Origin of the sequence: Streptomyces sp. NPDC012827, assembly GCF_042900905.1 — a bacterium.
GTDB lineage: Bacteria > Actinomycetota > Actinomycetes > Streptomycetales > Streptomycetaceae > Streptomyces > Streptomyces gulbargensis.
On sequence record NZ_JBIBBY010000005.1, the window covers coordinates 139,440 to 161,003 of the forward strand.

The 21,564-nt window shown below is 73.9% G+C and carries 21 protein-coding genes; 14 read left to right on the forward strand and 7 right to left on the reverse strand.

The features are described from left to right. Nucleotides 1-78: 78 nt before the first annotated feature. Nucleotides 79-360 (reverse strand): Lrp/AsnC ligand binding domain-containing protein, encoded by a 282-nt coding sequence (locus ACFY60_RS12955; RefSeq protein ID WP_309049701.1) that lies wholly within the window; start codon nt 358-360, stop codon nt 79-81. After that, entirely contained in the window at nt 357-1,091 is a 735-nt protein-coding gene (locus ACFY60_RS12960; protein ID WP_388611232.1) for a rhomboid family intramembrane serine protease, read from the reverse strand. Before ACFY60_RS12960 ends, ACFY60_RS12955 begins: the two co-directional genes overlap by 4 nt. Before the next feature lie 159 nt (nt 1,092-1,250). Here ACFY60_RS12960 and ACFY60_RS12965 point away from each other — a divergent pair, with 159 nt between their 5' ends. The 5 genes from ACFY60_RS12965 to ACFY60_RS12985 all read left to right on the forward strand — a co-directional run bounded on the left by ACFY60_RS12965 (nt 1,251) and on the right by ACFY60_RS12985 (nt 6,688). Beyond that, complete coding sequence (locus tag ACFY60_RS12965) at nt 1,251-1,493, forward strand: hypothetical protein (RefSeq protein WP_015033005.1); 243 nt, start codon at nt 1,251-1,253, stop codon at nt 1,491-1,493. Between the two features lie 33 nt (nt 1,494-1,526). After that, nucleotides 1,527-2,891, forward strand: coding sequence for an NYN domain-containing protein (locus tag ACFY60_RS12970; protein WP_309049698.1), 1,365 nt, complete (start codon nt 1,527-1,529; stop codon nt 2,889-2,891). Between the two features lie 257 nt (nt 2,892-3,148). Further along, entirely contained in the window at nt 3,149-4,195 is a 1,047-nt protein-coding gene (locus ACFY60_RS12975; protein ID WP_388611234.1) for an NlpC/P60 family protein, read from the forward strand. A 193-nt stretch (nt 4,196-4,388) separates the two neighbouring features. Then, on the forward strand, nt 4,389-5,423 hold the full coding sequence (locus ACFY60_RS12980; RefSeq protein ID WP_388611236.1) for an NlpC/P60 family protein: 1,035 nt from the start codon (nt 4,389-4,391) through the stop codon (nt 5,421-5,423). A 47-nt stretch (nt 5,424-5,470) separates the two neighbouring features. Further along, on the forward strand, nt 5,471-6,688 hold the full coding sequence (locus ACFY60_RS12985; RefSeq protein WP_388611238.1) for a hypothetical protein: 1,218 nt from the start codon (nt 5,471-5,473) through the stop codon (nt 6,686-6,688). A 42-nt stretch (nt 6,689-6,730) separates the two neighbouring features. Here the strand turns inward: ACFY60_RS12985 and ACFY60_RS12990 are convergent, their stop codons facing one another. Further along, nucleotides 6,731-8,182 (reverse strand): DUF2079 domain-containing protein, encoded by a 1,452-nt coding sequence (locus tag ACFY60_RS12990; RefSeq protein WP_388611239.1) that lies wholly within the window; start codon nt 8,180-8,182, stop codon nt 6,731-6,733. 95 nt (nt 8,183-8,277) lie between these two features. Next, nucleotides 8,278-9,558, reverse strand: coding sequence for a glycosyltransferase 87 family protein (locus ACFY60_RS12995; protein WP_388611240.1), 1,281 nt, complete (start codon nt 9,556-9,558; stop codon nt 8,278-8,280). 125 nt (nt 9,559-9,683) lie between these two features. Between ACFY60_RS12995 and ACFY60_RS13000 the strand changes: the two genes are divergently transcribed. Then, the gene (locus ACFY60_RS13000) at nt 9,684-10,838 is read left to right on the forward strand and encodes a glycosyltransferase family 4 protein (protein ID WP_388611717.1); all 1,155 of its coding nucleotides are present in this window, start codon (nt 9,684-9,686) and stop codon (nt 10,836-10,838) included. A gap of 105 nt (nt 10,839-10,943) precedes the next feature. On the opposite strand, the gene ACFY60_RS13005 is transcribed toward ACFY60_RS13000, so the two are convergent. Further along, a complete protein-coding gene (locus ACFY60_RS13005; protein WP_388611241.1) occupies nt 10,944-12,740 on the reverse strand; it encodes an AMP-dependent synthetase/ligase in 1,797 nt (598 codons plus the stop codon). A gap of 256 nt (nt 12,741-12,996) precedes the next feature. Between ACFY60_RS13005 and ACFY60_RS13010 the strand changes: the two genes are divergently transcribed. From ACFY60_RS13010 to ACFY60_RS13035, 6 genes are all read left to right on the forward strand, one after another. Next, nucleotides 12,997-13,764, forward strand: a complete 768-nt coding sequence (locus ACFY60_RS13010) for a metallophosphoesterase (RefSeq protein WP_388611242.1) — start codon at nt 12,997-12,999, stop codon at nt 13,762-13,764. Nucleotides 13,765-13,837: 73 nt separating this feature from the next. Then, nucleotides 13,838-14,278 (forward strand): SRPBCC family protein, encoded by a 441-nt coding sequence (locus tag ACFY60_RS13015; protein WP_309050754.1) that lies wholly within the window; start codon nt 13,838-13,840, stop codon nt 14,276-14,278. 60 nt (nt 14,279-14,338) lie between these two features. After that, nucleotides 14,339-15,475, forward strand: coding sequence for an ArsA family ATPase (locus ACFY60_RS13020; RefSeq protein WP_388611243.1), 1,137 nt, complete (start codon nt 14,339-14,341; stop codon nt 15,473-15,475). Between the two features lie 64 nt (nt 15,476-15,539). Then, complete coding sequence (locus ACFY60_RS13025) at nt 15,540-16,013, forward strand: DUF5304 domain-containing protein (RefSeq protein WP_388611244.1); 474 nt, start codon at nt 15,540-15,542, stop codon at nt 16,011-16,013. 66 nt (nt 16,014-16,079) lie between these two features. Then, nucleotides 16,080-17,021, forward strand: a complete 942-nt coding sequence (locus tag ACFY60_RS13030) for an ROK family glucokinase (protein ID WP_345281190.1) — start codon at nt 16,080-16,082, stop codon at nt 17,019-17,021. A gap of 80 nt (nt 17,022-17,101) precedes the next feature. Next, nucleotides 17,102-17,860 carry an endonuclease/exonuclease/phosphatase family protein gene (locus tag ACFY60_RS13035; RefSeq protein ID WP_388611246.1) on the forward strand — a complete coding sequence of 253 codons (759 nt, stop codon included), beginning with the start codon at nt 17,102-17,104 and terminating at the stop codon, nt 17,858-17,860. 28 nt (nt 17,861-17,888) lie between these two features. Here ACFY60_RS13035 and ACFY60_RS13040 read toward each other — a convergent pair whose 3' ends face one another. After that, the gene (locus ACFY60_RS13040) at nt 17,889-18,593 is read right to left on the reverse strand and encodes a hypothetical protein (RefSeq protein WP_388611248.1); all 705 of its coding nucleotides are present in this window, start codon (nt 18,591-18,593) and stop codon (nt 17,889-17,891) included. Next, entirely contained in the window at nt 18,586-19,368 is a 783-nt protein-coding gene (locus ACFY60_RS13045; RefSeq protein WP_352058808.1) for an alpha/beta fold hydrolase, read from the reverse strand. The genes ACFY60_RS13040 and ACFY60_RS13045 overlap by 8 nt, the downstream gene beginning before the upstream one ends. Nucleotides 19,369-19,548: 180 nt before the next feature. Here ACFY60_RS13045 and ACFY60_RS13050 point away from each other — a divergent pair, with 180 nt between their 5' ends. Both ACFY60_RS13050 and macS read left to right on the forward strand, forming a co-directional pair. Next, nucleotides 19,549-20,280 (forward strand): lysophospholipid acyltransferase family protein, encoded by a 732-nt coding sequence (locus ACFY60_RS13050; RefSeq protein WP_309050764.1) that lies wholly within the window; start codon nt 19,549-19,551, stop codon nt 20,278-20,280. Between the two features lie 40 nt (nt 20,281-20,320). Further along, the gene (macS, locus tag ACFY60_RS13055; RefSeq protein ID WP_388611250.1) at nt 20,321-21,553 is read left to right on the forward strand and encodes a MacS family sensor histidine kinase; all 1,233 of its coding nucleotides are present in this window, start codon (nt 20,321-20,323) and stop codon (nt 21,551-21,553) included. Nucleotides 21,554-21,564: the final 11 nt, after the last annotated feature.

The following is a 21,564-nucleotide window of genomic DNA, read 5'->3' on the forward strand; positions in this document are numbered from 1 at the left end:
CCGCTGGTCACTCACTCGTACGGGTGAAGGGGGCCTCCCGTCCCGGGAGGCCCCCTTCACCGTGCGGTCCGAGGGCGCTCAGGACTCCAGGCCGATGGCGAAGGCCGCCTCCAGGTCGTGCTGGGAGTACGTCCGGAACGCGACGTGCGTGTCGGTGGCCTCCACGCCCGGGATCCTGCTGATCCGGCCGGGGATGACGTCCGCCAGGTCGTCGTGGCGCGGTACCCGCACCATGGCGATCAGGTCGTAGGTGCCCGTCACCGAGAAGACCTCGCTGACGTTCTCCAGGGCGGCGATCGACTCGGCGATCTCGGGGATGCGGTCCACGCTGGTCTTGATGAGCACGATCGCGGTGATCACGGCTGGCTTTCTCCCTCGGTCGCCGCGGCTGGGGCTTTCACTCTATCCCCACCGCGGTAGCGCCCCCAGGCGTACAGGAAGCCGACGGAGAAGCCCACCACATGGGCCAGATAGGCGACGCCCGGACCGGCTCCGGCCGACCGCGCGGCCAGCCACTGGATCACGAACCAGAAGATCAGCACGATCCAGGCGGGGAAGCGCAGCGGCAGGAAGAAGAGGAAGGGGAAGAGGCTGGTCACCCGGGCGCGGGGGAAGAGGAAGAGGAAGGCCCCGAGCACCGCGGAGATCGCCCCAGAGGCCCCGACCAGGGTCTGCTCGCTGTCCGCGTGCGCCACCGCGTACCCGAGCAGCGCCAGGTAGCCGGTGACGAGGTAGAAGAGGGCGTAGCCGAACCGGCCCATCCGCTCCTCGGTCATCGCCCCGAAGACGTACAGGAACAGCATGTTCCCCAGCAGGTGCAGCCAGCTGCCGTGGACGAAGAGGGCCGTCAGCGGGGTGAGCAGGGCCCGCGGCTCACCGCTGATCAGCTCGGCCGGGACGACCCCCCACTCGCGGAAGTAGGCGCTCTGCGCGGCGAGCAGCGCGTCCCCGGTGCCGTACCCCGGATGGAGCCCGGACACCGGGCCGATCGCGAAGAGGAGACAGCACGCGGCGATCAGCGTGTAGGTCACCGCGGGCCCGTGCCGGGCGCCGTGCCACGCTCCCCGGGCCGCTCGTCGCCAGTCGATCATGCGGAGATGATGACGCAAGACGGGCGAAGTGGACAGAGTGCCTCGCCGTGCCGCGGCGTACCGGGGAGGCCGTAGGGTTACGGGCAGTACAACCGCAGTTCGACGGCGCACCGCGGCTCCCGCACCTGGTACCACCGCAACAGGAAGAAGGACGGCACGATGACGACGGTTCCCCTGCCGACCGCCGAGACCCGCTGGCGCTGCACGCTCTGCGGCAATCTGACCCGCTTCGACGTGACCCGCTCGTCCAAGGTCGTGGAGTACGTCCATCTGGACCTGGCCGGGGAGCCGACGGTCGAGGAGCGTCAGGTGGTCAGTGAGACCATCGAGTCGGTCCGCTGCCGCTGGTGCAACGCGGTGGACCAGATCGAGCTGGTGGACAGGCCGGGCGCCGCCTCCTGAGGGACGGCGCGGACGACATAGGGGTGACGGATCGTGGAGCAGCCCGCGCACGGTGGTGAGCCGGCCGGCGCGGCAGGTGACGCTGCCGAGACGCTCGACCACCCACTGCCGGAAGGTGTACGGCGGCGGGTCGTCGCGCTGGTCGCGGACGCCTTCGGCGGGCTGACCGTCGCGGAGCTGCCCGCACCCCTCCGCCAGTACGCCCGGTTCACCGCGAGCCGCCGGGCCAGGTTCGCCGGCAACGCGATGGCGACGGCCCTGGAGACCGACCCTCTCTTCCGGCAGCGGATCGGCGAACGGTTCCGCACGGCCCAGCCGGACCTCGCCGCCGCCGTCGAGTCGGGCGCCCCGCCCGCCGCCGTCGACCCGGTCGAGGTGGCCGCCGCAGCGTACGTGCTGCGCCCGCCCGGCTGGGTCAAGCTCGTCGCCGCGGCGGGCGAGGAGGCCGTGCGCGCGGACGCGGAGCGCGCCGACGAGGCCGGCCGGCGCGAGCTGGAGCGGCTGCGCGGGGAGCTGGCGGCCGCCCGGGACCGGGCCAGGGCCGAGACCGAGCAGCTGCGCCACGACCTGGAGGCGGCCCGCAAGGAAGCGGAATCGGTCCACCGCAAGCTGCGCAGTGCCCAGAGCGACGTCAAGCGCGGCGAGGCGGCCCTGCGCCGCGCCCAGGCCGAGACGGACGCCGTACGGGCGGAGGCGGCCGCGCAGGTCTCGGCCGCGGAGAGCGAGAGCCGGCGGCTCAAGGCGCGGCTCGGCGAGGTCGAGGCCGCCCTGGAGGCGAGCCGGCGGGCCGCCAGGGAAGGGCGCTCGGTGGAGGACATGCGGCTGCGGCTGCTGCTCGACACGGTCCTCGACGCGGCGCAGGGCCTGCGGCGCGAACTCGCCCTGCCCCCGGTTTCCGTGCACCCCGCCGACACCGTGGACGCGGTCGCGCCCGGCCGGATGTCCGCCAAGGACATCGCCGCCCGGGCGCTGTCCGAGACCGACCCGGCCCTGCTCGACCAGCTGCTCGCCCTGCCGCAGACGCATCTGGTCGTCGACGGCTACAACGTCACCAAGACCGGCTATCCGACGATGCCGCTGGAGAAGCAGCGGTTGCGGCTGCTCGGCGGGCTCTCGGCCCTCGCGGCCCGCTCCGGGGCCGAGGTCACCTGTGTCTTCGACGGGGCGGAACTGGCGGCCCCGGTGCTCCTCGCGCCGCCGCGCGGGGTGCGGGTGCTGTTCTCCAAGCCGGGCGTGACGGCGGACGAGCTGATCCGCCAGCTGGTGCGGGCGGAGCCGCCGGGGCGGCCGGTCGTGGTGGTCTCCACCGACCGCGAGGTGGCCGACGGGGTGGCGAAGGCGGGTGCCCGGCCCGTGGCGTCCGCCTTGTTGCTGAAGCGCCTTTCGCGGCTCTCGTGACACCTGTCAACTCACGGGCGCTATGCCCGAATTATGGGTGGCTTATCGTCAAGTGGCCATCACCGCCCGTGGACTGTGTGTAAATAAAGTGGTGCGTGGGCGAGATTTTTGCCAGTGGGATTTGAACTGATCACAAGATGGTCACTAGGGTCAGGCCTCGAACCTTCGCGCGGTTGATCACCCATCCGGGGTGACAGCGAAGGAACCGCCCGCCCCTCCCCGGTCGGGCGGCGCTCGAGGAAGAAGGAGCCGCCTTCGTGGCGTCCCACCGTCGACCCAAGCAGCCGAGCCGTACCCGCGTGACCGTGCTCACCGCGACCGCGGCCGCAGCCGTCGCGCTCTCCGCACAGTCCGGCGCCCAGGCGGCTCCCAAGCCCAAGATCGACGAGGTCAAGTCCAAGGTCGACGCGCTGCACCACGAGGCCGAGGAGGCCACGGAGCAGTACAACCTCGCCGAGGAACGCCGCGGAAAGCTCCAGCAGGAGATCGGGGACCTCCAGGACAAGGTCGCGCGCGGCCAGCAGGAGCTCAACACCCTGCGGGACCAGATCGGTTCGGTCGCCAGCGCCCAGTACCGCTCCGGCGGCATCGACCCGGCCCTCCAGCTCTTCCTCTCCGCCGACCCGGACACCTACCTCGACAAGGCGTCCGCGATCGACCAGCTGAGCGCCCAGCAGGCCGACGTCCTCACCACCATCCAGGGCAAGCAGCGCTCCCTCGCCCAGCAGCGGGCCGAGGCCACCGCGAAGCTCGCCGACCTCGAGGACGTGCGCAAGACCCTCGGCGCCAAGAAGAAGAAGTACCTCGGCAAGCTCGCCGAGGCGCGCCAGCTGCTCAACACCCTCACCCAGGAGGAGCGCGAGCGCCTGGAGCAGGCGGAGCGCGCCAAGGAGCAGCGCGCCAGCCGCGCCGCCGGCGAGCGCATGGACCTCGGCAACGAGGTGCCCGCCTCCGGCCTCGGCGGCGCCGCCCTGGCCGCCGCCGCCACCCAGATCGGCAAGCCGTACGTCTCCGGGGCCGAGGGCCCCAACTCGTACGACTGCTCCGGTCTGACCCAGTGGGCCTACCGCCAGGCCGGCGCCCGGCTCACCCGCACCACCTACACCCAGCAGAACGACGGCGTGAAGATCGGCCGCAGCCAGCTCAAGCCGGGCGACCTCGTCTTCTTCAACGGCCTGTCGCACGTGGGCCTGTACGCGGGCAACAACACGATCCTGCACGCTCCCAAGCCGGGCGCCAACGTCCGCTACGAGTCGATGGACTACATGGGCACCTTCCAGTTCGGCGTCCGTATCGGCGGCTGAAACCCGCCCGACCGCTTCGGACTGCCGCCCAATCGGGTGGTTCGCCCCGCACCACGCTGACCTGACGCCCCGCCGGTGACCTGTGTTCTCCGGCGGGGCGTCACTGTGCGTGCCCTCCGGGTTCGTTGGACACGGCGTCACTTGCGGCTACTGTCTGCCGCGCTGTCCGCGTCGATCCAACGGAGCGTGTTACGTGGCGTCCCACCGCCGACCCACGAGGGTCACCGTGCTGACCGCCGCCGCGGCCACCGCGGCGGCGTCCTTCGGGGCCGTCCCCGCGAGCGCCGACCCGGGGGCCACCCCGGAGGCGACCCGCGCCACCGTCGACCGCCTCTTCGAGGAGGCCGAGCGGGCCACGGAGGCGTACCACCGGGCCGACGAGAAGGCGGACGCGCTGCGGACCGCGGTCACCCGCGCGCAGGACGGCCTCGCCCGCGGCCAGGAGCGGATCAACCGCATGCGGGGCGTGCTCGGTTCGGTCGCCGGCGCCCAGTACCGCTCCGGCGGCATCGACCCCGCCCTCGCCCTGCTGCTCTCCGCCGACCCGGACAGCTACCTCGACCGGGCCTCCGCCCTCGACCGGGTCACCGCCCGGCAGGGCGTCGCCCTCGGGGAGCTGCGGCGCGAGCAGCGCCGGCTCCACCAGGTGCGCGCCGAGGCCGGGAAGGTCCTCGCGGAACTGGAACGCAGCCGGGCCGAGGTCGCCCGCCACAAGCGGACCGTGGAGGGCAAGCTGGCCCGGGCCCGCCGGGTGCTGGCCGCCCTGACCGCCGAGGAGCGCGCCGACTTCGAGCGGGCCTCCCGCACCGGCGGCCGCGCGGACGGACCGGCCGCGGCGACCGCCTCCGAGCCACCGCCCTTCACGGGCGCCGCCGCCGGCTCCTCGCGGGCCGCCGCCGCCGTCCTCGCCGCCCGCAGCGCCGTCGGCAAGCCGTACGTGTGGGGCGCCACCGGCCCCTCCGCCTTCGACTGCTCGGGCCTGATGGTCTGGTCGTACCGCCAGGCGGGCATCAGCCTGCCCCGTACCTCGGCCGCGCAGCGGTACGCGGGCCGTCAGGTGCCGCTCTCGCAGGCGCGGCCAGGGGACCTCGTGACCTACCGGGGCGACGCCAGCCACGTCGGCATCTACGCCGGCAACGGCCAGGTCATCCACGCCCCCTACCCCGGGGCCACGGTCCGCTACGACCCGGTGAACATGATGTCGCACGTCACCGTGACCCGCGTCTGACCGGCCTCCGCCCCGGAGGCCCGCCGTCCCACCCGTACGATCGGGCCGTGGCGGGCCAGGACGGTGGTGCGGTGCGGCGGACGGCCGCGGCCTGCCTGGCCGCCCTGCTGCTCGTCCTCACGGGCTGCGCGGAGCCCGGCCCCGGCGCCCCGGCGCGGGCGGAGGCGCAGGCCCTGCTCGACCGGTACGCGCGGGCCCTGCTCGACCGCGACGAGGCCGCCTACCGGCGCACGCTCGACCCGGCCGGCTCCCCGGACACCCGCGCCGCCTTCCACCGCCTCGCCGAGGTCCCGCTCGGCACCCTGCGCTACCGGGTCACCGGCGTGGACCCGGCGGGCACCGGCCGCGCCACCGTCCGGGCCGAACTCGCCCACCGGATCGAGGGGTACGACTCCGGGGCCGCGACCGGCGACCGGGTCGTCGACCTCACCGAACGGGACGGCCGCTGGTACGTGAGCGGCGACCGGCCCGCCGCCGGCGCCCCCCAGCAGCTCTGGCAGCAGGGCGAGGTCCGGGCGGCGACCGGGCGGCACAGCCTGGTCCTCGGGGTGGGCCAGGACCCGGAGCGGCTGCGGCGGATCGCGGCGGAGGCCGACCGGGCGGTGCCCGCCGTCTCGGCCGCCTGGGGCCGTGACTGGGCCGGCCGGATCGTGGTCCTGGTGCCGGCGACGGTCGGCGCCATGGGCGGGCTGCTCGGTGCGCCGGCCGACACCTACCGGGGCATCGCGGCGGTCACCACCGGCCGGATCGGGGGCGGGCCCACGGCGCCGGCGGACCGGGTGATCGTCAATCCGGAGGCGTACGGCGCCCTGGGAGCCTTCGGCCGGCAGTTCGTCCTCACCCACGAGACGGTCCACGTCGCCACCCGGACCCGGACCTCGCCGGCCACCCCGGTCTGGCTCTCCGAGGGCTTCGCCGACTGGGTGGCCGACCGGGGCACCGGTCGCACCGCCGCCGAGGCCGCCCCCGAACTGCACCGCGCGGTCCGGGCGGGCCGGCTCCCCGCCCGCCTGCCCGAGGACGGGGACTTCGCCTTCGACGGCGACCCGGAGGCGCTGGCGCGGGCGTACGGGAGCGGGTGGCTGGCCTGCGAGCTGATCGCCGAGCGGTGGGGTGCGGAGGAACTGACCGCCTTCTACCGCGCGGTGGGTGCCCAGCGGCGGCGCGAGGGCGCGGTCGAGAAGGCGCTCGGCGAGGTGCTGGGCGTCACGGAGGCGGAGTTCACACGGCGCTGGCGGGCGTTCGTCGCGGAGCGGCTCGGCTGAGCGGGGCGCGGGGGCGCCCGGTTCCGTGACGGGGTCCCCGGCCTACGGGAGGTCCGCCCTGCGGAGGAGCAAGACGCCCTCCCGGTGCTCGACGAGCCGGTAGCCCGTGACCCCGCCCGTCCTCTCCAGGGCCGTACCGGTGGGGCAGTCCGGGTCGGACCGGTCGGCGTTGTCGTAGATCAGCCACTCGGCGGGTTCCCTCGGCGGGAAGGACCGGGGGAAGAGGCACACCTCGCTGACCGTGGCGCGGTCGGCGAGCTGGGCGGCCAGCTGGTTCGAGGCGGCCACGGTCGCGCCGTCCGGGATCCTCTTCAGGAGGTCGTCCGCCGCCCTGACCTGGCTGGTCTCGCGCCAGAGCTGGGGGGTGACCACCTCGTGCAGCGGGTGGGTGAAGAGGGTGACGCAGGTGGTCACCGCCCCCACCACGCAGGCCGGAAGGAGCCTGCGCGCCTCGATGCCGCCCTTGGCGACGGCGTGCACCGCGGCGGCGAAGGCGATGGGCATGATCACGGCGCTGTAGTGGAAGTCGGTCCCCCAGTGGAAGGGGTTGGGGGAGGTGAAGCGCCAGGCGAGCGTCGGCAGCGCGATGAGCACGAGCGGCGAACGCAGTGCGAGGAAGCCGGTCGGTGCGGCGATCATGAAGACCGTGAGCCACTTGACCGGCGGCCAGAAGGCGCCGACCGCCTGGGCCGCCAGGCTCGGCTCCGCGGCGGTCTCCGGCGGCCAGTAGGCGAACTGCCCGATCGGGTTGAGCTCCGGCAGGATCACCAGCATCTCCAGGGCCGTGGCCCCGGCCCCCAGAACCGCGAGGAGGAGTCCCGTCACGCGCGGCCCCTTCCAGGCCACGTACAGACCGATCGCCGCCACCGTGAGCCCGAGATCCTCCTTGACCAGGACCAGCGGGACCGCCCACGCGACGGCCGCTCCCCACCGGCCGCGCCCCGCCGCGCAGAGCGACAGCGCGAGGAGCGGGACGGCGAACGCCACTTCGTGGAAGTCGAAGGAGATGAGCTCCGCCAGGCCCCAGGACGCCCCGTACGACAGGCCCGCCCAGAGGGCGAACCGGCGGCCCCTGACCTCCTCGGCCCAGCGCATCAGCGGCACGGCGGAGAAGGCGGTGAGCGCCGCCTGGCAGACCAGCAGGGTGTAGCTCGAAGGGAAGACCTTGTACGCGGGCGCGAGCAGCACGAGGATCGGGTGGAAGTGGTCCCCGAGCGCGTTGTAGTCGGGCCCCTTGAGGGGGGAGTACGGCAGCGAGAACCGCGCGTACGACTGCACGATCTGCGTGAAGATGCCGAGGTCGTAGCCGGTCGAGAGGTTGACCGCGTGACGCCGTGCCGACAGTGTCAGATAGACCAGGAAGAAGACTCCGGCCACCAGCAGCGGCGTCCGCCAGGAGGCCCCTTTCGGGGTCCGTGCCCCGTCTCCCGCGCCGTCGCCCTCCGCTCCGGTGCGCCGCTGACGGGGATCGGCCGGAAGCTTCAGGTCAGTCATGTCAGCAGGAGAACCTAATCAGGAGGGAGGAGGCCCCTCAGGGTAGCAGCGCCGCCCCAGGGCGCCCGGGGCCGTGCGGATCGCGGCCGGGGGCCTCAGGACGAGCCGGTGAGCACCTTGTCCCGCTCCGCCGGTGCCGCCGGGACCGGGATGCGCACGGTGCCCGCCTCGGTCACCGTGTGGCGCCACAGGATCCGGCACGCGTGGAGCGTGGCCGCGACCAGGAGCCCGTTGCGCAGGAACAGCACCGTCATGCCCAGGAGATCGCTCTGGGTGACGTGCGAGAACCACACGGGGAACTCGAACTGCGTCACCGCCGTGGCCCACAGCACCAGATGCGCGGGCCGCCGCATCCGGCTCGACCGGTAGGCGAGGCAGACCGCCGCCAGACCGGCCAGCCACATCATGTACTGCGGCGAGATGACCCGGCTCGTCGTGGTGAAGAGGAGCACCGCCACGAACGCCGCGTCCGCCGTCGTGGAGGTGACGAAGCGCCGGGCCCGCAACCGCCACAGCACCAGCCAGCCGAAGGCGGCGACGGTCAGCGTCATCGACGCGGTCGTCACCCACGACACGTACGGGCCGAGGAACTCCATCGAGCCGTAGTTCATCCGCGCCCCGCCCTCCCAGCCGAAGTGCCGGGCCACGTGGAAGACCGTCGCCCCCAGCGACTCGACCTCGGTGCCGCGTTCGCTCTGGTACGACAGGAAGGTCAGCGAGCCCGGCATCCACAGGGCGCAGAGCAGCAGCACCCCGCTCGCCGCGCCCGCCGCCACCGGCCAGGAACGCCAGGTGGCCCGGCCGTTCGCGGTACCCACCAGCAGCAGCGCCGGCCACACCTTCAGGATGGCGCCGAAGCCCGCGAGGGCGCCGAGCAGCCGGGGGCTGCGGATCGCGGACAGCAGCGCCGCCACCGCGACGGCCGTGACCATGATGTCGTACCGCGCGTACGCGGTGGGGCCCAGCAGCGGGACCGCCGCGAGCCACAGCCAGGCGCCCCGCGTCGACCGGCCGGGACGGCGCCCGGTGTGGAGGAGCAGGCCGAGGACGAACGCGTCGCACAGCAGGGCCAGGGCGAAGAAGCCGGCGGTGTAGTCGAGGAACGGCAGCAGCGCGGGGGCGAGGATGGGCAGTGCCGCGCCGGGCGGGTACTGCCACGTCACGTCCGACTCGGGGTACGTCCCGGTCTTCAGGACGTCGAACCAGCTCCGGTAGATCTGGTCGACCTCGACCGCCACGTCCGGGCCGGGGACGACCACCACGCGCAGCACACAGAGCAGGAGGACGATCCGGGTCAGCCCCCACAGGGCGAGCGGCAGCCGCAGACCGGGTAGCCGCCGGTCAGGTCGCCGGGGAGCCGGAAGTCGCCGATCCATGGGGGAGCCCCGTCGCGCCGCACCCGTCATACCTGTGGGGTTCCTGTCCTGTCGGTCCGCTCGCGCGGAGGATGGTGGTGCCGGGCGAAGGGTGCGATCGCGTACTGTCGGCCGGGATGGCCACGATGCACAAGACCCTGATCGTAACCAACGACTTCCCGCCCCGCCCCGGCGGAATTCAGGCATTCCTGCACAACATGGCGCTGCGTCTGGATCCGGAGCGGATCGTCGTCTACGCCTCCACCTGGAAGCGGGGCCGCGAAGGGGCCGAGGCGACCGCCGCGTTCGACGCGGAGCAGCCTTTCACGGTCGTACGGGACCGCACCACCATGCTCCTGCCGACCCCGCGCGTCACCGCCCGCGCCACCGCCCTGCTGCGCGAACACGGCTGCGAGGCCGTCTGGTTCGGCGCCGCCGCCCCCCTCGGCCTGATGGCTCCCGCGCTGCGCAGGGCGGGGGCCCGGCGGCTCGTCGCCACCACCCACGGCCACGAGGCCGGCTGGGCGCAGCTCCCGGCCGCCCGGCAGCTGCTGCGCCGCATCGGCGAGGGCACCGACACGATCACCTACCTCGGTGAGTACACCCGCTCCCGTATCGCCACCGCCCTCACCCCGGCCGCCGCCGGGCGCATGGCGCAGCTCCCGCCCGGCGTGGACGAGAAGACCTTCCACCCCGGCTCCGGCGGCGACGGGGTCCGCGCCCGCCTCGGCCTCAGCGACCGCCCGGTCGTCGTCTGTGTCTCCCGCCTCGTCCCGCGCAAGGGCCAGGACACCCTGATCCGGGCCATGCCCGCGATCCTGCGCCGGGTGCCCGACGCCGTGCTGCTGATCGTCGGCGGCGGCCCGTACGAGAAGGAGCTGCGCCGCCTCGCCGCCACGACCGGGGTGGCCGGGTCCGTACGGTTCACCGGCGCCGTGCCCTGGGCCGAGCTGCCCGCGCACTACGGGGCCGGTGACGTCTTCGCCATGCCCTGCCGGACCCGGCGCGGCGGGCTCGACGTCGAGGGCCTCGGCATCGTCTACCTGGAGGCCTCCGCCACCGGACTGCCCGTCGTCGCCGGGGACTCCGGAGGCGCGCCCGACGCGGTCCTGGACGGCGAGACCGGCTGGGTCGTTAGGGGCGGCTCCGCCGAGGAGACCGCCGACCGCGTCGCCACCCTGCTCCTCGACCCCGAACTGCGGGCGCGGATGGGGGAGCGGGGCCGTGCCTGGGTCGAGGAGAAGTGGCGCTGGGACCTTCTGGCGGAGCGGCTCAGGGAACTCCTCCAGGGCCAGGTGTAGCGCTTCCCTCCGGCGAGCGGCGGAGGAACGGCCCGCAGGCGCGGAGAAGGGCCGGGGCCCCGCCGATGAGCGGGGCCCCGGCCCTCTTCCACGCCCGCCCACGGCTCAGGCCCGGTAGATCGCCTCGATCTCGTCCGCGAAGTCCTTCGCCACCACGTTCCGCTTCAGCTTCAGGGACGGGGTGATGTGCCCGGCCTCCTCCGTGAACTGGGCCGACAGGACACGGAACTTGCGCACCGACTCGGCCTTGGACACGGCCGCGTTGCCGTCGTCGATCGCCCGCTGCACCTCGGCCAGCAGGTCGGCGTCCTCGCGCAGCGTGGCCGCCGTCGCGCCGGACGGCTTGCCGTGCTCCGCCGCCCAGCGGCCCAGGAACTCCTCGTCCAGGGTCACCAGGGCGCCCACGAACGGGCGGCCGTCGCCGACCACCATGCACTCGGCGACCAGGGCGTGGGCGCGGATCCGGTCCTCGATGACGGCCGGGGCGACGTTCTTGCCGCCCGCCGTCACCAGGATCTCCTTCTTGCGGCCGGTGATCGCGAGGTAGCCGTCCTCGTCGAGGGTGCCGATGTCCCCGGTGTGGAACCAGCCGTCCGCCAGCGCCTCGGCCGTCGCGGCCTCGTTGTTCCAGTACCGCGAGAAGATGTGCTCACCGTGCAGCAGCACCTCGCCGTCGTCGGCGATCCGCACCACCGAGCCCGGCAGCGGCTGCCCCACCGTGCCGATCTTCGGACGGTCCCACGGGTTGAAGGCGGTCGCCGCGCACGACTCGGTCAGGCCGTAGCCCTCCAGGACGGTGAAGCCGATGCCCCGGAAGAAGTGGCCGAGCCGCTCGCCCAGCGGCGCGCCGCCCGAGATCGCGTACTCGCCGCGGCCGCCGAGCACCGCCCGCAGCTTCGCGTACACCAGCTTGTCGAAGATCCGGTGCTTCAGCTTCAGGCCGAAGGACGGCCCCTGCGGGGTGGCGAGCGCGCGGCTGTAGGCGATGGCCGTGTGCGCGGCCTTGTCGAAGATCTTGCCCTTGCCGTCGGCCTGCGCCTTCGCGCGCGCCGAGTTGTAGACCTTCTCGAAGACGCGCGGCACGCCCAGGATCAGCGTCGGCCGGAAGGAGGCCAGCTCGTCGGTGAGCGTCTTGATGTCCGGCAGACAGCCCAGCCGGATCGGCGCCATCACGGAGGCGACCTCGATGAGCCGGCCGAAGACGTGCGCGGCCGGGAGGAACAGCAGCACCGAGGACTCGCCGGTGCGGAAGAGGGGCCCCAGCCGCTCGACCACGTTGCCGCACTCGGCGAAGAAGGCCCGGTGGGTCAGGACGCAGCCCTTGGGGCGGCCCGTCGTGCCCGAGGTGTAGACGATCGTCGCCGGGTCGTCCGCGTGCGCCGCCGACATCCGCTCATCGAGCAGTTCGTCGGAGACGTCCGCGCCCTCGGCGGTGAGCCGCGCGACCGCGCCCGCCTCGATCTGCCGCACGCCCCGCAGCTCCGGCAGGTTCGCCCGTACGGACTCCACGGCGGCCTCGTGCCCCGCGCTCTCCACCAGCGCCAGGGAGGCGCCCGAGTCCCCGAGGATCCACTGGATCTGCTCGGGGGAACTGGTCTCGTACACCGGCACGGTCACCGCGCCCGCGCTCCAGATCGCGAAGTCGAGCAGCACCCACTCGTAGCGGGTGCGCGAGAGCAGCGCCACCCGGTCGCCCACCCCGACCCCGGCGGCGATCAGGCCCTTGGCGACGCCGCGGACCTCGGCGAGGAACTCCTTCGCGGTGACGTCGGTCCAGACCCCGCCGTCCTTGCGCCCCATCACGGCGACGTCTGGGTGCTGGGAGGCGTTGCGGCGGATGAGATCCGTCAGGTTGCCGTCCGTGGGGACCTCGTACAGGGCCGGAAGGCTGAACTCGCGCAAGACTGCTGCTCCTCATCGGGCGCCGGCGCCACGGCTCTGTGTGATGCACCGGTGTAGTCCAAGGTCGGGCAGGTGCTCAGTGGGGGTGAGCACGACTGGACTGCCCGGACGTTACCCATCAGTACGGGGTTCCCGATAGGGGGTCCTGGCCAGATGTTCCGTGCGTCACACATGCGTGGCGGTGCTCTGCGCACAGTAGTCCACCGGTTTTCCGACTCCCAAGTAACCGCAGGTCCGACGCCCTAAGGTGGTCCCCATGCGAGTCCATGTGGTCAGCGACGTGCACGGCAACGCCGGCGACCTCGCCGCGGCGGGGAAGGGAGCCGACGCCCTGATATGTCTGGGCGACCTCGTCCTCTTCCTCGACTACGCCGACCACAGCCGCGGCATCTTCCCCGACCTCTTCGGCGTCGAGAACGCCGACCGGATCGTGGAGCTGCGCACCGCCCGCCGCTTCGACGAGGCCCGCGAGCTGGGCCGCCGCCTCTGGGCCGGGCTCGCCGTCGACCGGGAGGCCGCGATCGAGTCCGCCGTACGGCGGCAGTACGCCGAGCTGTTCGCCGCCTTCCCCACCCCCACCTACGCCACCTACGGCAACGTGGACATCCCCGCCCTCTGGCCCGAGTTCGCCGGGCCCGGCACCACCGTCCTGGACGGGCAGCGGGCCGAGATCGGCGGCCTCGTCTTCGGCTTCGTCGGCGGAGGCCTGCGCACCCCCATGCGCACCCCGTACGAGATCGGGGACGAGGAGTACGCGGCCAAGGTGGAGGCCCTCGGCGAGGTCGACGTCCTCTGCTCCCACATCCCGCCCGAGGTCCCCGAACTGACCTACGACACCGTCGCCCGCCGCTTCGAGCGCGGCAGCCGCGCCCTGCTCGACGCCATCCAACGGGTCCGGCCCCGCTACGCCCTCTTCGGCCACGTCCACCAGCCGCTGGCCCGGCGCATGCGGATCGGCGCCACCGAATGCGTCAACGTGGGCCACTTCGCCTCGACCGGACGGCCCTTCGCCCTGGAGTGGTGACCGGCACGTCACCGGGGCGCGATAGCCTTCCCCTCGAGTTCTCGCCGGACCGCACACTGGAGGAGCCACCGCGATGGCCGAACACACCAGCTCGAGCATCACCATCGAGGCGGCACCGGCCGACGTCATGGGTGTGATCTCCGACTTCGCGCGCTACCCCGAGTGGACCGGCGAGGTGAAGGAGGCCGAGGTCCTCGCGACCGACGCCGCCGGCCGCGCCGAGAAGGTCCGCCTGCTGCTCGACGCCGGGGCCATCAAGGACGACCACACCCTCGCCTACACCTGGACCGGCGACAACGAGGTCAGCTGGACCCTGGTCAAGTCCCAGATGCTGCGCTCCCTGGACGGCTCCTACCTGCTGCGCCCGGTCGGCGGCGACCGCACGGAGGTCACCTACCAGCTGACCGTCGACGTCAAGATCCCCATGCTGGGCATGATCAAGCGCAAGGCCGAGAAGGTCATCATCGACCGCGCGCTGGCGGGCCTGAAGAAGCGCGTCGAGTCCGGCGCCTGAGCGCACGGCCGCCCCGGGCCCCCGGCCGGGGCGCCACGGCGGCGCGGTAGCGTCGCCCGCATGCGGATCATCCTTGTCACCGGAGCCGGCGGCGCCGGGCGCACCACCGTCGCCGCGGCGACCGCCCTCGCCGCGGCGCACGCCGGACAGCGCGTGCTGCTGGTCTCCGACGACGCGGACGCCGTCCCCGGCGGCACCGGGCCGCTCACCGTCCTGCGCCCCGACCCCGGCGCCGACTTCCGGCGCGAGTTCCTCACCCTCCAGGCCCGCTCCGGCACCGCGTTCGACCTGCTCGGCGCCGCGCCCTTCGAGGAGGCCGAGCTCACCGAACTCCCCGGCGCGCGCCCCTTCGCCCTCCTGCGGGCCCTGCGGGAGGCCGCCGCCGGCGGCCACGACCTCGCCGTCGTGGACCTCCCCCCGCTCACCGAGGCCCTCGCCGTCCTCGCCCTGCCCGAGCAGCTCCGCCGCTACCTGCGCCGCCTGCTGCCGCCCGAACGCCAGGCCGCCCGGGCCCTGCGCCCCATGCTCGCCCAGCTCGCCGGCGTCCCCATGCCGGCGCAGTGGCTGTACGAGACCACCGCCCGCTGGGCCGAGGAGCTCGCCGCCGTCCAGGCCCTGATCGAGGACCCCGGCACCACCGTCCGCCTCGTCCTGGAGCCCGGCCCCGCGGCCGCCCCCGCCCTGCGTTCCGCCCGCCTCGGCCTCGCCCTCCAGGGCCTCGCTCTCGACACCGTGGTCGCCAACCGGGTCCTGCCGGCCACCTCCGAGGACCCCTGGCTCGCCGCCCTCGCCGCCGAGCAGCACCGGCACCTGGAGACCCTCCGTACCGGCGCGGGCGGCCTGTTGCGCGAGCTGCCGCACCTCGGCCGCGACCCGCGCGGCCCGGAGGACCTCGTCCTGCTCGCCCCCGCCCCCGCGGACGCCGGCCCGGCCGCGCCCGCCGCGCCCCGGGTGGAGGACCGGCGCGCGGAGGACGGCGTCCTCGTCTGGCACCTGCCGCTTCCCGGCGCCGTCAAGGAGGAGCTCTCCCTCGTCCGCCGCGGCGACGAACTGCTCCTCGCGGCCGGCCCCTTCCGCCGGGCCCTGTCCCTGCCGGGCGCCCTGCGCCGCTGCGCCGTCACCGGCGCCGGCCTGGTCGACGGGGAGCTGAGGGTCCGGTTCGCGCCGGATCCGGGACTGTGGCCCGCCGGCTCCTGAAGCCCCCTGCTCCGGGCCCCGCCGGGCGTGTACCGTCGAAGTACCAGCCACTGAGGAGTACGCCATGAGCGATCCGGACGCCTGGGCCGAGGCGTGCGCCGAGGACCTGGAGGCGGAGAAGGCCCGTCGCCGGGCCGAGCGCGGCCCCGAGACGGGTTCCGCCGCCGAGGAGTTCCGCAAGCTGTTCGAGGCCGTCGCCGACAAGGTGTCCGGCGGCATCGCCGCCCCGCTGCTCGGCGGCCAGGCGGCCCGGACCGTCAAGGACCTCGTCGACCAGGCGCGCAGCGCCGTCGAGCCCGTCATCGAGCGCAACCCGCAGGTCTTCGACCACCTCGCCGCCGCCGGGAACGAACTGCTCGCCGCCTACCGCTCGGCCGTCGGCGGCCACGAGGCCCGCTGGACCCGCGACGAGCCCGCGGCCCCCGGTGCCACCCCCCGCGCGGAGGCGGACGAGCCCGGCCCGGCCGGACCCCCCGGGGACGAGCCGCGCAAGGACGACGAAGGCCCCGGAACGGGCCGCCGCATCGACCTGGACTGACCGGGGCGCGTCCTGCCCTCGGGTACGGTGGGCCCTAGCGGGGCTCGACCGAAAACTGAGGGACACATGGGACTCACCATCGGCGTCGACATCGGCGGCACGAAGATCGCGGCCGGCGTGGTCGACGAGGAGGGCAACATCCTCGACACCCACACGGTGCCCACCCCGCCGACCCCCGAAGGCATCGTCGACGCGATCTGCGCGGCGGTCTCCGAGGCCGGCAAGGGCCACCGGATCGAGGCCGTCGGCATCGGTGCCGCCGGATACGTCGACGACAAGCGCGCCACCGTCCTCTTCGCGCCGAACATCGACTGGCGGCACGAGCCGCTGAAGGACAAGGTCGAGCAGCGGGTCGGTCTGCCGGTCGTCGTCGAGAACGACGCCAACGCGGCCGCCTGGGGCGAGTACCGGTTCGGCGCGGGCCAGGGCCACGAGGACGTCATCTGCATCACCCTCGGCACCGGCCTCGGCGGCGGCATCATCATCGGCAACAAGCTGCGCCGCGGACGCTTCGGCGTGGCCGCCGAGTTCGGCCACGTCCGGGTCGTCCCCGACGGCCTGCTGTGCGGCTGCGGCAGCCAGGGCTGCTGGGAGCAGTACGCCTCCGGCCGCGCCCTCGTCCGGTACGCCCGGCAGCGCGCCGCCGCCACCCCCGAGAACGCCCAGCTGCTGCTGGGGCTCGGGGACGGCACCCCCGAGGGCATCCAGGGCCGGCACGTCAGCGAGGCCGCCCGCGCCGGGGACAAGGTCGCGATCGACTCCTTCCGCGAGCTGGCCCGGTGGGCGGGCGCCGGTCTCGCCGACCTGGCCTCGCTGTTCGACCCCTCGGCGTTCATCGTCGGCGGCGGCGTCTCCGACGAGGGCGAGCTCGTGCTCGACCCGATCCGCAAGTCGTTCCGGCGCTGGCTGATCGGTGGCCAGTGGCGCCCGCACGCGCAGGTCCTCGCGGCCCAGCTCGGCAACAAGGCCGGTCTGGTCGGCGCGGCCGACCTCGCCCGCCAGGGCTGAACCGCCGGTCTCCCATACGGCCTTGCCGGTGCCCGTCGTGCCCTCCGGGGCGCGGCGGGCACCGCGCTTAATCTGGGCGCATGGTGACGACCGACGCGACCGGCGAGCTGCCCGACTCCCGTACCGAGAGCGACGGTTCGGCCGTCGTCCGGGTCCTCGGCTACAACATCCGCTCGATGCGCGACGACGAGGACGCCCTCGCCCGGGTCATCCGGGCCTGCGCCCCCGACGTGGTCCTGGTCCAGGAGGCGCCGCGCTTCTTCCGCTGGCGCAAGCACGCGGCCCGGCTCGCCGCCAGGAGCGGCCTCGTCGTCCTCGGCGGCGGCGCCACCGCCGCGGGACCGCTGCTGCTCTGCTCGCTGCGGGCCACCGTCGAACGGACCGAGGACGTGCTGCTGCCGCTGACCCCCGGCCTCCACCGGCGGGGCCTGGCCACCGCGGTCGTCCGCTTCGGCCGGGCCAGGCTGGGGCTCGTCAGCTGCCATCTGAGCCTGCGGGCGGACGAGCGGTACGCCCAGGCCGGGATGGTCCTCGACCGGGTGGCCGCGCTCGGCACCCCGTACACGATCGTCGGCGGCGACCTCAACGAGCGGCCCGGCGGGCCCGCCTTCTCCCGGCTGACGGCCGAGCTGCGGGACGGCTGGGCGGTACGGCCCTGGGGCGGGGAGCACACCTCGACGGCCGCCGATCCGCACCAGCGCATCGACGCGATCCTGGCGACCCCGGGCGTCGAGTTCCTCGGCTGCGGGGTCCCGCCCGGCCTGGACCCCGCGGACCTGCGGGCCGCCACCGACCACCTGCCGGTGCTGGCGGCGGTCCGTCTCCCCGCGGGCGAGTGACCCGCGGGGCGGACGTCCGGGGACCGGCTCAGACCACGGCGCCGCGGCCCGGGTCGCCGAAACCGTCGTCGTCCTCGTCGTCGTGCTTCATCCGCGCCACCAGGGTGACGAAACCGCCGAGGAAGCCGCCGACGCACAGCGTCGTCAGCCACCAGGTCATGTCCCACCGCAGCAGCACGGCCAGCAGCATGAGGACCGGGCCGCCGACGACGCCGAGCCAGGCGAACTTGGTGGTGGCGTCCGCCTCCGGCAGCGGGGGCGGCTCCGGCGGCACGAAGTGGCCCTCGTCGTCCGAGGGGGCCGGGGTGTAGTCACGGGGGCCGCTCGGCCCGACCCCGGGGGCGAAGACCACCGAGCTGCCCAGCGCCGGCCGGCCCGCGCCGGGCGCGGGGCCGTCCCCGTCCTCCTGTGCCGCCTCCGCTCCCGCGTCACCCGCGGACCCGGCTCCCGCGCCGGACGCCTTCGGGTCCGGCACCGGGTTGACCTCCGCCACGGCCTTCGGGTCGCCCAGGGACTTGGGGTCCTTGACCGGCTTGGCCCCGGCACCCGGCCGCGACTCGCCGCCCGTCTCCGGTTCGGGCTCCGGCAGGGCCAGGTTCTGGATCGGCCGGAACGGCCGTGCCTCCGGAGGGTCCGCGGGCTCCTCGCCGTACGCGGCGACGATCGCGGCCCACGCCGCCTCCTCGTCGATGGGCTGCGGTTCCCGCTCTCCGCCGTCCTGCTGATCAGCCACCGCTCCTGCTTCCCTTCCCGCCGACGAGTCCCGGGGCGAGACGCTCGACGAAGGCCAGGCTCTCGTCGAAGATCCGCTCCGCGTCATGGTCCAACGTCGCGACGTGGTAGCTCTGTTCCAGCAGGACCTCCCGGACGTCCGTGGAGGAGATCCGGCCGAGGATCCGCGCCGAGTCGGCCGGCGGGACCACATGGTCCTCGGGGCTGTGCAGCAGCAGCACCGGCTGCGTGACCTGCGGAAGCTCGGCGTCGACCGTACGGAAGAACTGGCGCAGCGAGTACGCGGCGTGCAGCGGCACCCGGTCGTAGCCGATTTCCCGCACACCGGACTTCGCGATGTCGCTGGCGATCCCGTTCGCCGAGGGGACCAGGTGCCGGACCACCGGCAGCGCGTGCGCGGCCACGCCGTGCACCTTGTTGCCCGGGTTCACCAGGACCAGGCCCCGTACCGCGTCCCCGTGCTTCGCGGCGAGCCGCAGGGACAGCGCCCCGCCCATCGACAGGCCGAAGACGAACACGGTGGCGCACCGCTCCCGCAGCTCGCGCAGGGCCCGGTCCACCTCCGCGTACCAGTCGTGCCAGGTGGTGAGCTGCATGTCCTGCCAGCGGGTGCCGTGCCCCGGCAGCAGCGGGAGCGACACGGTCAGTCCGCGCTCGGCCAGGAACTCGGCCCACGGGCGCAGCGACTGGGGGGAACCGGTGAATCCGTGACAGAGAAGGACGCCGACCTCTCCGCCCTCGTGGCGGTACGGCTCGGCTCCGGGAAGGACCGGCACCGGGGTCTCCTGTTCGGTTTCGACTTCGGGGGCGCCGAAGCGGCGGGTACATGGGGAAGGACCTTCACGGTACGCGACCGGACCGACACCGACCAGGGCCGTAGCGGGGGCCGTACGCCGGTACGGGATAAAGTCGTGACGACGGCACACGGAAGGCATGGCGAGTTGATCTACGGCGCAATGAAGTTCTCCCTCGGGGGCTCCCTGAAGCTCGCCTTCCGGCCCTGGGTGGAGGGTCTGGAGAACATCCCCGCCGAGGGTCCCGCGATCCTGGCGAGCAACCACCTGTCGTTCTCCGACTCCTTCTTCCTGCCCGCCGTGCTCGACCGCAAGGTCACCTTCATCGCCAAGGCCGAGTACTTCACCACCCCGGGCGTGAAGGGCAAGCTCACCGCCGCCTTCTTCAAGGGCGTCGGCCAGCTCCCCGTCGACCGCTCGGGGGCGCGCGGCGCGGGCGAGGCGGCCATCAAGGCCGGCATCGAGGTCATCGAGAAGGGCGGTCTCTTCGGCATCTACCCGGAGGGCACCCGCTCGCCCGACGGCCGGCTCTACCGGGGCAAGCCCGGCGGGCTCGCCCGGGTGGCGCTGGCCACCGGCGCGCCCGTCATCCCGGTCGCGATGATCGACACCGAGAAGATCCAGCCGCCCGGCAAGATCGTCCCCAAGCTGATGCGCCCCGGCATCCGGATCGGCAAGCCGCTCGACTTCAGCCGCTACCACGGCATGGACGGCGACCGCTTCATCCTGCGCTCGGTGACCGACGAGGTCATGTACGAGATCATGAAGCTCTCCGGTCAGGAGTACGTCGACATCTACGCGACCGCCGCCAAGCGGCAGATCGCCGAGGCCGAGAAGGCCGCCAAGGAGGCCGTGAAGGCCGAGATCGCGGCCCGGGAAGAGTCCGGCGCCTGACCCTCCCCTCGGGAGGCGGGCACCGGTGGGGGTGGGGGAGATGGCCGTACGCGAACGTGTCGTGCGCATGTCGGTCGAGCAGCCGCTGTGGCGCGCGCTGACCGGCTACCGCGTCATGACCCTGCTCTACGCGATCCTCGTCTTCGCCGCCGGCCGTGAGCGGTACGAGCGGCCCGCGATCGCCGTCGCCTATCTGGCGGTGCTCGCCGTCTGGACCCTCGCCACCCTGCCCAAGGTGGCGAACGCGGCCAGCTGCACCACCCGCTTCCTCGTCGCCGACCTCACCCTCGCCCTCACCGGCATCCTCCTCACCCCCCTCGCCGACGCCCACGCCCAGTCCGTCGACGGCCCCACCCTGCCGACGATATGGACGGCGGGCTCCGTCCTCGCCTACGCGATCAAGGGCGGCTGGCGCTGGGCCGGAGTCGCCTCCTCCCTCGTCGCCGTCGCCAACATCATCGAGCGCGGCCACCCCACCCGCGACACCGTCCACAACGTCATCCTGGTCTGGGTGGCCTCCATCGCCATCGGCTACGTCGTGGAGGTCGCCCGCGCCTCCGAGCGCACCCTCGCCCGCGCCCTGGAGATCGAGGCCGCCACCCGCGAACGCGAACGGCTCGCCCGGGACATCCACGACAGCGTCCTGCAGGTCCTCGCCATGGTCCAGCGGCGCGGCACCGCCCTCGGCGGCGAGGCCGCCGAGCTCGGCCGGATGGCCGGGGAGCAGGAGGTCGCCCTGCGGACCCTCGTCGCCGGCGGCCTCACCCGGCCCAGCCACGTCTCCGAGGACGCCTCCGAGGGCGCCGTGGTCCGCGCCGTCGAGACCGGCGACGAACCCGGCGACACCGCCGGCCCCGCCGACCTGCGCGCCCTGCTCGCCCCGCGCGCCGGCGCCCGCGTCACCCTCTCCGACCCGGGAGCGCCGGTCCTGCTGCCCGCGGCCGCCGCCCGCGAACTGGCCGCCGCCGTCGGCGCCGCACTGGACAACGTCCGGGTCCACGCGGGCGAGGACGCCCGCGCCTGGATCCTGGTCGAGGACTGGCCGGACGAGGTGATCGTCACCGTACGGGACGACGGTCCCGGCATACCCGAGGGCCGCCTCGCGCAGGCCGAGGGGGAGGGCCGGATGGGCGTCGCCCTCTCCATCCGGGGGAGACTGCGGGATCTGGGCGGCACGGCCGAACTGATCTCGGTCCCCGGCCAGGGCACGGAAGTCGAGTTGAAGGTCCCGCGGCCCCCGCGGGACGCACGGGGGAAGGCAGGAGAGAAGTGAGCGAGACCCCG